Origin of the sequence: Paenibacillus sp. EKM211P, assembly GCF_011066175.1 — a bacterium.
Lineage (GTDB): Bacteria > Bacillota > Bacilli > Paenibacillales > Paenibacillaceae > Paenibacillus > Paenibacillus polymyxa.
Window position 1 is genome coordinate 187446 of record NZ_JAAMNS010000006.1, and the last position, 13043, is coordinate 200488.

At 45.5% G+C, this 13043-nt stretch carries 9 protein-coding genes and 1 other RNA gene; 1 reads left to right on the forward strand and 9 read right to left on the reverse strand.

Features of this window, described 5'->3' with window-relative positions:
• Positions 1–531: 531 nt before the first annotated feature.
• Complete coding sequence (locus G9G57_RS12280) at positions 532–1092, reverse strand: suppressor of fused domain protein (protein ID WP_164965013.1); 561 nt, start codon at positions 1090–1092, stop codon at positions 532–534.
• A 22-nt stretch (positions 1093–1114) separates the two neighbouring features.
• Complete coding sequence (locus G9G57_RS12290; RefSeq protein WP_238799283.1) at positions 1115–4078, reverse strand: GH-E family nuclease; 2964 nt, start codon at positions 4076–4078, stop codon at positions 1115–1117.
• Positions 4079–4399: 321 nt separating this feature from the next.
• Between G9G57_RS12290 and G9G57_RS26225 the strand changes: the two genes are divergently transcribed.
• Positions 4400–4531 (forward strand): hypothetical protein, encoded by a 132-nt coding sequence (locus G9G57_RS26225; protein ID WP_274597702.1) that lies wholly within the window; start codon positions 4400–4402, stop codon positions 4529–4531.
• A 115-nt stretch (positions 4532–4646) separates the two neighbouring features.
• Here G9G57_RS26225 and ssrA read toward each other — a convergent pair.
• From ssrA to tpiA, 7 genes are all read right to left on the reverse strand, one after another.
• Positions 4647–5011: a transfer-messenger RNA gene (gene ssrA, locus G9G57_RS12295) on the reverse strand.
• A gap of 253 nt (positions 5012–5264) precedes the next feature.
• Positions 5265–5744 carry an SsrA-binding protein SmpB gene (gene smpB / locus G9G57_RS12300; RefSeq protein ID WP_007428162.1) on the reverse strand — a complete coding sequence of 160 codons (480 nt, stop codon included), beginning with the start codon at positions 5742–5744 and terminating at the stop codon, positions 5265–5267.
• A 264-nt stretch (positions 5745–6008) separates the two neighbouring features.
• Positions 6009–8618, reverse strand: a complete 2610-nt coding sequence (gene rnr / locus G9G57_RS12305; protein ID WP_123796634.1) for a ribonuclease R — start codon at positions 8616–8618, stop codon at positions 6009–6011.
• Between the two features lie 188 nt (positions 8619–8806).
• Positions 8807–9040 carry a preprotein translocase subunit SecG gene (secG, locus tag G9G57_RS12310; RefSeq protein ID WP_013368823.1) on the reverse strand — a complete coding sequence of 78 codons (234 nt, stop codon included), beginning with the start codon at positions 9038–9040 and terminating at the stop codon, positions 8807–8809.
• Positions 9041–9370: 330 nt separating this feature from the next.
• Positions 9371–10657, reverse strand: a complete 1287-nt coding sequence (gene eno / locus G9G57_RS12315; protein ID WP_013368821.1) for a phosphopyruvate hydratase — start codon at positions 10655–10657, stop codon at positions 9371–9373.
• A gap of 63 nt (positions 10658–10720) precedes the next feature.
• Entirely contained in the window at positions 10721–12265 is a 1545-nt protein-coding gene (gpmI, locus tag G9G57_RS12320; protein ID WP_016820126.1) for a 2,3-bisphosphoglycerate-independent phosphoglycerate mutase, read from the reverse strand.
• 1 nt (position 12266) lies between these two features.
• The gene (tpiA, locus tag G9G57_RS12325) at positions 12267–13019 is read right to left on the reverse strand and encodes a triose-phosphate isomerase (protein WP_013308264.1); all 753 of its coding nucleotides are present in this window, start codon (positions 13017–13019) and stop codon (positions 12267–12269) included.
• Between the last annotated feature and the right edge of the window lie 24 nt (positions 13020–13043).

Genomic DNA, 13043 nt, shown 5'->3' on the forward strand with positions numbered 1-13043 from the left:
TAATTCAATTTTTTTCAAATTGACCACCTCTTAGGTATATTATACCTATAAAAAAGGTAGTGTTAAGCATAAATAACTAGAATCTGTCTTGACCAAAAATAATTGTGAAAGAGAATTGTCTGACACTCTTGATTTGCATGACGGAGAAGTCGCCAGTTTCTTTCGTTGGTCAATCAGCTTGCCGAGGATCCGTTTTCTCTTTAAAGACAAATAATCATCCCCTTTGAACCTCAAAAAGCGACGATACCGACAAAAGCGTCACTCTACGCCAACATCGGTACCGTCGCTATTTTTCTAATTTAATGGAGCACACCATATAAACTTTTAACTTTATCGAACAGAAATGAAATTAATCTGTCATCAATATATTTTTCTAAAACAGTATGTTTTTCATTACTAAGCACCCTCTGCAACAAGAGAAAAGAGGTACACCCTGTTTTTGCTTTCGGCCATCTCAAAACGTAGTCCGATTCGAAGACAGTCATAAAATTATTCTGGACCTAGAGGGCCCTTCTCCACCTTTAAGGGCTTTTAAATATTCGCCTTTGCTAGATTAACCCTATTAACACTGTATATATCATAATCCTTGTTATGCCAAAAATCTTTGATCCCTATTCTTTTCATTAGATCAAATTCCTCTTTGTACAAAGGGTACATCCCAACTAAATGTATTGTCTTATCGGGCAGTTCAATCACCGCGTCCTCTTTTTCTAGTATTGCAGAGGCAAAAATAAAATAACCTGTCATATCAGACTCTTGTGATATGGGTTCATCTAAAGAAAACAAATCTGCATAAGAGAATGCCTTTACTCCCCTAAATTCAGCAGCAAAATAGGCAGCAGCCAGCCCCCAACTTTCATCTTGCGTTTCTAGACTTATGATTAGTTCTGGTTTCGCGTTCTTCCAGCCTATAAATTCACCATCAGATAAACCATACGTCACCGCTGTTAGCATACCTTCCTCAGGCAAATCATAGTAAAAAAACACATGTATAGGCGTACTTCCATCTGAAGGCTCTACTTTTCTTATAACGTCCTCCTGACCAAATATTCCCTCAAGCTTATTCATATAAAGTTCCGCATTCGTTTTCAATTAGTTCCGTCCCCCTAAGATTTTAAGGTCCTTTATACTCATCCGAATGATCTTCATCCTTATGACTCCTATTAGAACTTGGACTTTCTGGACGATAATGATCTGGATTATTATGCTCATCTAAAAATTGTTTTCTTGTAATACCACGTTCTTGAGCACTTTGCTTATGCTTCCTAAACTCATAGCCAGGTTTGTGCCCCATATCCCATGGCTCTTTAGGATCAAGAGTATCACCTGTTAGTGGATCTTTTACTTTACCATCAACATCTTTAGCATTTTCCCAGGTTTCTTCCCTAACTCCCTTCCGAAACTTAGAAGGACGACTATAAGTATCTTTGGGTTCACGTGGACGTTTGGGCTTCGTAGCAGGAGGAGGAGCTTTAACCGCCTCATTGCTCGGTTTCTTCGGTGTTAAAGGTCCCTCAGTCTTACCGGATTTTGTACCAGCCGGTTTAGACGGCGATGTTGAGCCTTGATTTTTCTCCTTAATCATTTTCCAGAGTTCCGCAGAATCTCCTCCTGTATTCGACGCCCCATGGTAGGACATCACACCTCCATGATATATCATACCAGCAGATGCAACGTTCACCAACACACCAGCCGGAGATAATACGACCGATCCATCAAGGAGAAAGCCGCCAACCTCTCCCCCCGTACCAATCATCATCTCTCCAACCCCGGCTATAGTGCTGAACACGTCTCCTATCACTTCACCTGTTTTACCTGCAATCGGATGTTTTGGGTTGTAGTCAATATGATGTTTACCATGTGATACACTTCTTAAACCAGCTTGGTATGCTCCTTGAGTAGCATCCCATGCCATTTCACTGCTAATCCGGGCTCCTTCTAACCGTAGTTGTGCGTTCAGTAATTCAGCCTCACCTTGCTTCTCTAATGCTTGTTCCCACCATGACTGAGATTCCTCTTCTTGCTTTGGCTTTGCTTGTTGAGCCATATAGCTGTCATAATTTGCTCTCCAGCGTTGTCTAAGATCTACCGGAATCTGCTGATACGCATGAACCATGGCATTAGACTCTTTCAGCAGGCTTTGAACCAGCTCTAATGGGCCACCGGAATGTGCTATATGACGTGCACTCGTATATACTTTGCCTAAAATCCACTTGCTATAATAGGCTTGTTTCGCTTGCTCATGCTCATACTGACTAATCAATCCTTGAAGCGCCAGACCTGCCAAATGTTTTAACGGATGTACCCCTACTTCTTTAGACGCTCCCAGGGTAAGCGTTCCTTTGCTGCGAACAGGAATCGCTGCGGTTGCTTGTAAAACCGTTGCCACCACTTTACCTGCTAGTCCACCCGACGTATTCAACATCACATTGGCCACTTTCCCGACTACTGGAATGGAGCCTAATAGCTTGGATACCGTACCTAGCAAAGCGTTGGCCTGTTGAAGCGCCGCTGGACTTGTAACCTTTGCCGTAGGAGTAGAAGTTGCACTGCTGGAAGAAGCGTTGGCTGCTTTAGATTGTGCGGCCTCATACGCCTTAATATTCATCAATGGAGGCTCGGGTACAGGAGGGAGGTCAGCTACGAAAACCGGAGCTTTCACCGTACCTTCCTGATAAATCACTGGAGCTTTCGTGTCCGTCTCACGATCTAGCACCATACTGCTGGCTCCGCCTTTTAAGTATATTGCGGTTCCAGCTTCCAGTGATAGTTCCTGACCTGCATCCAGCTTTACATGACCGCCCTGAATCTGTACATTCCCCGGACTGTTGACGGTGATGCCTGTATCCTCATGTAGCGTAATCGAAAACCCATCGGAAGTGGACAGGGTCAGCTCCTGCTCAGACATTTCGATGCCGCTACCTTGTACGTGTTTCCATGCCTTCACATCTGGCCGTCCATTGGCGTGGCGATGCTGTCGCAAGGAATCAGTCACATAGGCTTCCTGTTCACAGTGTGTAGGCAGATACAATTCCACTTGTTCCCCAACTTCAGGCATGTCGTACCAGCCGCTATGTTCTTCCGCCACATAACGGGTGGCTACGGGAAACCAACAGGCTTTAGCTGGGTCTTGCTTCGGATCAATTTCCAGTTGAAGTTGTACGAAATCCTGTTGTACTTTCAATACCGTTCCCGTGAGTGAAATCCCAATGGCTTGATCATTTTCATACCGAGTATAGTGAATATCCCGTTCGGCTTGGAGATCATAACGAGTTTGGAGTAAACCGTCCCTTAACTCTGTCACTGCCCTCACAACAACTAGCTCTTTGCCTTGTCCGACGGGTAACGTAATCAAGTCACCCAGCGCATAGTATTGCAGATTTTCAATCGTATAGGTGACATACGCGCCAGCACGTTCACCTGGTTTTCCTGTATCTAAATCATGAAATGTTTTTCGAACCCTATAAAATACATCTCGTTCCACCTTGTACTGCTTGCCTTCTGGCATTCCAAAGAAAACCTTAGGTGATGCAGCCGTGATCTCCGGCACAAGTACCGAGCCAAAGCGAGAGACAAGGCGCTTTAAAAAGGCCCAGTCGGTTTCTTCATATTGTAAAACAAAAGCACCTAACACGGCATAACTGGTTACCGTATCAATCGCATCCCCATACATGTATTTCCGAACCATCGTTGTAACCAGATCATCATAGGTACGATGTATGTCCTGATAGGAGCGCCTTTTCGTTTTGATATCCATTTGATAGGAATGCGAGGCCGCCTCCAGTTCAAAGGTGTATACTCCCCGTATACAGTGCACAGACATGCGTGTAATTAACCCATGAAATAAACGTCTAAGCGACTGTCCTTGCTCATCTAACTGACGTATAACAATCGGTTCCTGCTCCATGTCCTGTCCAACACACGCGGCCCCCTGTTCTTCCGACAGCATGCCGCTCACATACAGGTATGCATGATCGTTAACAGCCCTGGTAATTCGCAATTGTTCCATATGCTGAGGTTGAAAAGGACCGTATAAGCGAAGACTTTCATACCCTATTCCGTTTTGCAGTACGTCCAAATGCTTTCATATCTCCTTCCCAGCGGCACAAGGTACGTTCGCCAGCCACCTTGTGTTTACATGTGTTCGTAGCTACCACACAATTCAAATCGTGAGTTTAAGAGGTTATTTTTAACAGCAAACCATTCTTATGTATGTATCGGATAGAATAAAGATTTTGTTTACAGAAAGCCCCATCCATTCTGTTATTTTGAATTAACATGGCTAACGAATGAATGCATGAAGCTCCCCAAAACCGTCTTGCCCCTAAAAGAAAAGAGATATTAAAATAGCGAATCACATTCACATTGGTTCTACCTAATCCCAAAAGGAGGGAACTTATTGAAGCCAATTATTATTTCCTTTGCTTCAAAGCATATCGCTAAAGAGGCGTTGGTACTATCGAGAAGTACCTTGTGTATGGGAAATATTACACAAGGTTTCTTAGAAAATATGAGGCGTATCCGCATGTAAAAAAAGTGGATATTGTAGCGTGGAATCGCTTGATTAATGACTGATTTCTAAGCAATAAATGATAATAAAAAACCACCAACCAGAAACACTGGCTGATGGCTTTCTTGTCTTACTCAAATGGAGGCGAGGGGAGTCGAACCCCTGTCCGAAGATAACGACACATAAGCTTCTACGGGTGTAGTCACAGTTTTGATGTCACCCGAGTATCGCCCCGTAACCGGCTATACGTTGGGTCAGCCTGATTGTCTTCTTCAGCACACCCCAGGCGGAGATGTGGCAGCGTATCCCACTATAGGTTAGCCCCTACATCCGGCACATGGGCGATGCAGGAGAGGAGCACGCTCACAGGTTATTAAGCTGCGAAAGCGTAGTTGTTTTGTTGTTTGCCGTTTAATAGGCTTTAGCGTTGATGAAGTGGACGCGTCCCCACTACCCGCTACCCATGCTCGAACTATCCCCGTCGAATCCATAAACGCCCCCTTATTATAAAAGGGCTCCACGGATAAATCCGGAAATACCGGAGCATAAGTGCATAATATCAAAAGCTGAATCCTAAGATTCAACACTCGAACCATGTTAAATCAAGATGCATTGAAAAATTACTACTTCGTTAGTATAACATATTACATGTCATAACGAAACGGATTGAAGCCATTATAGCTTGATAAAATAGCACCATTACAGGAACAAGTAACTTATCCACGTAATTTGTACCATTCTAATCAGCAGTAACTTATCTTGCAATTTTTTGCTTCTCTCGCAGAGCACGTTGGATATCACGCTGTGCATCACGTTTGGCAGCCGTTTCTCGCTTGTCATACTGCTTTTTACCTCTACCCAGTCCCAGCAGCAGTTTGGCATAACCGTTGCGAACATAAATTTTGAGCGGTACGATGGTGTAGCCTTCCTGTTTCGAGAGACCAATAAGCTTACGAATCTGCTCTTTATGCAGCAGCAACTTACGCGTGCGCGTCGGATCAGTCGGATTGTTACGATTACCTTGTTCAAAAGGGCTGATATGCATATTGTGAATATGGATTTCGCCATTACGGATCGTAGCAAAAGCATCGCTTATATTAGAGCGACCATTCCGCAGAGACTTAATTTCCGTTCCCGTTAACACCATGCCCGCCTCGTAGGTGTCCTCAATAAAATAGTCATGGGAAGCTTTTTTGTTCTGGGCGAGCACTTTCCCATCTGCCTTCTTACCCATGAATACCACTCCTTATAAATAACTTAGATTCAATCTAGAATTCTTGCTACAAAGAGCTACCTAGAAATATATTGTAACAAATTTCGGAGGGTAAAAGCAAGAAAGGTCAAGCCTTCTACATTTCTCATTACACGTATAGCACACTAAAACCAAGCGGCTTCTATCCATTACTACAGACAGAAACCGCTCATATACCTAAGCATCCGTAAGCTTCATTCACTGCTCTCGGAAGCCCCAATCTCCTAACAAGTAAGTTATACCAACCTACTTTTTCTTTTTCCGTACAAACCCAGCGGTGCTATTCCCGCCGTTACCGCCCTTTTTTTTCCGCTTGCGACGTGCTACGCCTTCACCGCCTGATCTGGCATCATTACCTGGGGTAGCTGCATCACCAATGAAGATCCCGCTGGCAGACGTCTTCTTCCGTCGCTTGCTTGCACCCGTTGCGGGGGAATTGTATCCGCCCTTGCCACTACCAAAACCGAAGCTGCCTGTCGATCCTGTTCCGACACCGTTTCCACCACCACGCCCTGCGCGACCTGCAGTGCTGATGCCTCCGTTGCCGCCCTCTTTAGGCTTTCCAGCCACCTCACGGCCGCCTTTACGCTCTCTACCAGCTTTGTCCTTGCCGCCCTTGCGGTCACGTCCTTCTCGGCCCCTGCCTTTACCGCGGCCCTCGCCACGTGCAAAATCTCCGCCCTGGCCCGAGCCACCCGTCCGTTCACGGCGTGCCCGTTGCTTCATATCGACGAGTTCGAAGTCAATTGTATAATCCTCCATGTTCACACGTGCGACGCGAACTTTAACCTCATCCCCAATGCGGAACACCTTAGAGGTACGTTCTCCAATTAACGCCATATGCTGCTCGTCAAAATGATAATAGTCGTCCGTAAGTGCACTCAGACGCGTCAGACCCTCGACAGTGTTGTCCAACTCAATGAACATCCCAAAGCTGGTTACACTGCTGATAATTCCTTCGAATTCCTCGCCGACTTTATCCAGCATATATTCAGCCTTTTTCATTTGCTCTGTGTCGCGCTCTGCATCCACAGCCACACGTTCACGCTCGGAGGATTGCTGAGCAATATCTGGCATGCGTGCGGTCAAGTATTCCTGACGCTCATCTGTCAAAGCCCCGCCATTCTCCAATACCTCACGAATGACACGGTGAATCACCAAGTCAGGGTAACGACGAATCGGCGATGTAAAATGAGAGTAATATTCCGCTGCTAGTCCAAAATGACCTGTCGACTCCGCATCATACTTGGCCTGCTTCATCGAACGCAGCATCATCGTGCTAAGCACCGTTTGCTCCTTCGTGCCCTGAATGTCTTCCAACAATGTTTGCAGTGCACGCGGATGAATAGAATTCCCTCTACCTTTGATCTGATGACCAAAATTAGCTGCGAAAGCCATAAAATTTTGCAGCTTCTCTGGATCGGGGTCCTCATGAATTCGGTACAAGAACGGTACCTTAAGCCAGTGAAAATGTTCGGCTACCGTTTCATTGGCCGCCAGCATAAACTCTTCGATAATTTGTTCGGCTATCGTACGATCCCTTTTCACAATATCGACAGCTTTGCCTTCGTCATCTACAATCACTTTGGCCTCATCAAAATCAAAATCAACCGCACCCCGGCGCATCCGATTTGCACGCAGCTTCAACGCCAAATCCTTCATCGTACGGAATACATCAACCAGGTCCTTGTAGCGTTCCATCAGTTCTGCATCTTCCTCTTCGAGGATTTTGCGAACGTTCGTGTAGGTCATCCGTTCCTTTGTTTTAATCACGCTGGTGAAAATATCATGCTTTACGACCTTCATATGCTCATTGAATTCCATCTCACAGGATAAAGTCAGTCGATCCACCTGAGGATTCAATGAACATATTCCGTTTGAAAGTCGATGTGGAAGCATCGGAATGACGCGGTCAACCAAATACACACTACAACCGCGGTTATATGCCTCCTGATCCAGTTTGGAGTTCTCACGCACATAATACCCTACGTCAGCAATATGAACGCCCAGACGGTAGTTTCCATTCGGCAAGCGCTCTACATTAACCGCATCATCGAGGTCTTTGGCATCCTCACCGTCGATGGTAACAATGACCTTATCGCGCAAATCACGCCGTCCTTGACGTATAATTTCTTCTTCCGTAATCGCATCAGGAGCCTGATCCGCTTCCGCCATCACTTCATCCGGAAAAGCCTCTGGAAGCTGATGCTTGCGAATAACGGACAATATGTCGACGCCCGGATCATCCTTATGACCCAGCACTTCCAGCACTTCGCCTTCCGCCGCTGCACGTCCTTCTGGATAGCTCACAATACGTACGACGACCTTTTGCCCGTTCACAGCTCCGTTGAAGCTGTCCTTAGGAATGAAAATGTCCCGATTAATACGTTTATCATCCGGCAAAACAAAACCATATGCTTCGTGGCTCTGAAACACACCGACTACCTGAAGCACTGCGCGCTTCACGATTCGCACAACTTCGCCTTCTAATCGGCCACCCGCAGGTCCCTTTGACGTCACTCTTACCAGTACCGTATCTCCATTCATTGCGCTCTTTAAGTCGTTAGCATGAATGTATACATCCGGGTGCTCCCGGTCCTCTGGAATCAAAAAAGCAAAGCCCTTGGCATGAGCCTGCAAACGCCCGCGCTGCAAATCCATCCTTTCTGGAACACCATAACGGTTCGTGCGGGTCAGCAAAATTTTCCCGTCTTCCTCCAATGCGTTCAAAAGCTTAAGGAATTCACGAAACTCTTCTGCATCCTTAACATCAAAATGTTGCTCCAGCTCCTGGTATGTCATAGGCTTGTATGCGGTCTCGCGCATGAAATCAAGTAGTTGTTGCTCTGTTATCATAATTTTGTCCACCTCGGGTGACCTTTAATTTTCAGTAATAAATCCGCATGTTCCTTGTTCCTGATACAAGGCTCTTAATATACTCATACCCTAGTATACACGAATTTAATCGACGGCATCCCTGCCTGTCCAAAATCCAAAAAAGCCCCCGTTTCCCATGAAACGAAGGCTTAAGGTATATACTTATCTTATTTTGCGAAAAATGCAACCAAAACGGAAACGATCATAAAACATGCACCCAAAACAGCAGTTACGCGTTGTAAAATCAAATCCATACCGCGAGCTTTGGTCTTGCCGAACAGATGCTCAGCACCGCCAGAGATGGCACCGGACAAACCTGCGCTTTTCCCCTTTTGCAGTAAAACAACCGCTATAACAGCAATCGAGAATACAACGAGCAGCACTTTCAAAAAGATTTCCATGAAAAATCCCACCTCCTGAGCTTATACATCTGTTTTGCAAAACAACACAGCCTCTTTTATGAAAACATGCACATATCATGCTTTAAATAGCCGGAAATTAACGCAAAACACTATTTTTATTCTACCACAGCTTCCAGTAGATAACAACAGCTACAGTAAGACACTTAGCCATTAAGCTTCTGTAGATAATAGATACATTATTCATAACAAAAAACAGACCTGCTTGCATATAGCGAGCAGGTCTGTTTAATTCATGCGTAAAAGCTTCGAGCGTCAGACTTCGTGATCATAAATCATCGATCTAAGACGCTGTCAGCATTTTTCGCAATATTATTTTTTCAGGTTGTAGAAAGATTTCAGGCCATGGTATTGAGCCAGTTCGCCCAGTTGATCCTCAATGCGGAGCAATTGGTTGTACTTCGCAATACGGTCAGTACGGGAAGGAGCACCAGTTTTGATTTGGCCTGCATTTGTTGCAACAGCGATATCAGCGATTGTGCTGTCTTCGGATTCACCGGAACGGTGAGAGATTACAGCTGTGTATCCTGCGCGTTTAGCCAATTCGATAGCATCGAATGTTTCAGTCAGCGTACCGATTTGGTTTACTTTGATCAGGATAGAGTTACCGATGTTTTCATCGATACCTTTAGCCAGACGCTCGGTGTTAGTTACGAACAGGTCGTCACCAACCAATTGGATTTTGTTGCCCAGTTTTTCAGTGAGCAATTTCCAACCTTCCCAGTCATCTTCGGAGCAGCCATCTTCAATTGTGATGATTGGGTATTTATCAACCCAAGAAGCAAGCAGGTCAACGAACTCAGCAGAAGTGAAGGATTTGCCTTCGCCTTCCAAAGTGTATTTGCCATCTTTGAAGAACTCAGTGGAGGCAACGTCCATACCGAGGAATACGTCAACACCTGGTTTGTAACCAGCTTTTTCGATTGCTTCGATAATAGTGGACAGAGCTTCTTCGTTGGATTTGAAGTTAGGAGCAAAACCACCTTCATCACCAACAGCTGTGTTCAAGCCTTTGGAATTCAGTACAGATTTCAGGTTGTGGAAGATTTCTGCGCCAACACGCAGAGCTTCTTTAAATGTAGGAGCGCCTACAGGCAGAACCATGAATTCTTGTACGTCAACGTTGTTGTCGGCATGAGCACCACCGTTAACGATGTTCATCATTGGTACTGGCAATTGTTTAGCGTTGAATCCACCCAGGTAAGTGTACAGTGGCAAGCCCAGAGCTTCAGCAGCAGCGCGAGCGACAGCCATGGATACAGCCAGAATTGCATTTGCACCCAGTTTACCTTTGTTTGGAGTACCATCCAATTTGATCATCAGTGTATCGATTTCTACTTGGTTCACAGCATCCAAGCCGATTACTTCAGGAGCAATAATTTCGTTCACGTTTTTAACTGCTTGCAGAACACCTTTACCCAGGTAACGGGATTTGTCGTTATCGCGAAGCTCTACAGCTTCGTGAGCGCCTGTGGATGCACCAGAAGGAACGATAGCGCGACCAATCGCACCGGATTCCAGATATACTTCAACTTCAACCGTAGGGTTACCACGGGAGTCGAGGACTTCGCGAGCGTACACGTCAGAAATAATAGTCATTTGTACTTAATCTCCTTTGTAATTCATAATTTATTGGTCAAGCCTATACTTATTAAATCAAGCTTACTTGCGGGATGCAATCATAGATTTTCCTGTCATTTCCGCAGGTTGCGGAAGTTGCATCAAATCCAGAAGCGTTGGAGCTACGTCAGCCAGAATTCCATGCTCACGTAGAACGATATTTTCGTCAGTCAAAATGAACGGAACCGGATTCGTTGTGTGAGCTGTGAACGGACGTCCCTGCTCATCAATTTCCATATCCGCGTTACCATGGTCAGCGATGATAATTACCACGCCGCCTTTGGCTTTAACTGCATCTACAACACGTCCAACACATTCATCCGTCGTCTCTACTGCCTTAATTGTTGGTTCCAGCATACCGGAGTGTCCAACCATATCCGGATTGGCAAAGTTCAGGATAATCGCATCATGCTTGTCGGCTTCGATTTCCTTAACAGCAGCATCCGCTACTTCATACGCACTCATTTCAGGCTGCAGATCATATGTAGCCACTTTAGGCGAGTTGATCAAAATACGAGTTTCGCCAGGAAGCTCCACATCGCGTCCGCCACTGAAAAAGAAAGTAACGTGCGGATACTTTTCTGTCTCAGCAATACGCAATTGCTTTTTGTTGTTTTGTACCAGCACTTCGCCAAACGTGTTGTCCAGGTTTTTCGGTTCATAGGCAACAAAGCCTCCAACCGTTTCACTGAACAAGGTCAGGCAAACAAAGTGCAGATTTTTAGGCCATTGTGGCCCACGGTCAAAACCACGGAAATCTTCATTGGTAAATACTTGAGACAATTGAATCGCACGGTCAGGACGGAAATTCAGGAATACGACAGAGTCATTGCTTTCAACCAGCCCTACAGGGCTTCCATCAGCCTTCACAATAACAGTTGGCTCCACGAATTCATCGAACACTGATTTTTCATACGATTCCTTCAATGCTTCGAGTGGGTCGGTATATTGAGGACCTTCACCGTATACGATTGCACGGTAAGATTTCTCAACACGTTCCCAACGTTTGTCGCGGTCCATTGCATAATAGCGTCCTTGTACGGTTGCAATTTGGCCAATGCCCACTTCCTGAATTTTAGCGACCAGTTGTTGCATAAAGCCTACGCCGCTATCAGGCATAACGTCACGTCCATCCATGAAAGCATGAATGTACACTTCGGTTAATCCTTCTTTTTTAGCCAGATCCAGCATAGCGAACAGATGGCTGATATGGCTATGCACACCACCGTCGGACAGAAGTCCGTACAAGTGAAGTTTAGTGTTGTTCTTCTTCGCATGCTGCACGGCTTTAACCAATGTTTCATTGTCGAAGAACTCGCCTTCACGGATGGACTTCGAAATACGAGTCAAATCTTGATATACGATTCGGCCTGCGCCGATGTTCAAGTGACCTACTTCGGAGTTACCCATTTGTCCTTCCGGCAGACCCACCGCTTCACCAGAAGCCGTCAAAGTAGTATGTGGATACTGTTTTAAATACCGGTCGTAATTCGGTTTGTTGGCCTGTGCAACCGCATTGCCTTCCACAGTGTCACGCAGTCCGAATCCGTCCATAATAATTAAAGCTACCGGTTTTGGTGCTGTCATCTTACTTCGCCCCCTCAACAAGCGCGATGTACGACGCCGGTTGAAGACTGGCACCGCCCACGAGCGCGCCGTCGATATCGCTTTGACCCAGGTACTCAGTAACATTTTCAGGTTTTACACTACCACCGTACTGAATACGTACAGCATTTGCTGTATTTTCATCATACAGCTCTTTAATCAAACTACGGATGTAGGAAATCACTTCATTCGCATCCTGCGAAGTAGAGGATTTGCCTGTTCCGATGGCCCAGATTGGCTCATAAGCAACTACGACTTGTGCTGCTTGATCTTTAGCCAGACCAGCAAAAGCTGCTACAGTTTGCACTTTTACAACTTCTTTGGTTTGACCTGCTTCACGGTCTTCCAGCTTTTCGCCTACACATACAATTGGTGTCAGGCCATGACGGAATGCTGCATGAACCTTTTTGTTCACCGTTTCGTCTGTTTCGTTGAAATACTCACGACGCTCGGAGTGTCCGATCACAACGTAGTCTACGCCCAGATCTTTAAGCATTCCGCCGCTGATTTCACCTGTAAATGCGCCATCTTCTGCAAAGTGCAGGTTTTGTGCGCCGATTTTAATAGATGTGCCTTTTACTGCTTCAACCAGAGCAGGAAGATTTGTAAATGGAGCACATATAACGCTCTCCACTCCTGCAACCTCTGCTTTACCTTTGATCTCTTCGATGAAGGTTTTAGCTTCTGGTACGGTTTTGAACATCTTCCAGTTACCCGCGATAATCGGTGTTCTCAATGGTTTCAACTCCTAACTATTAGG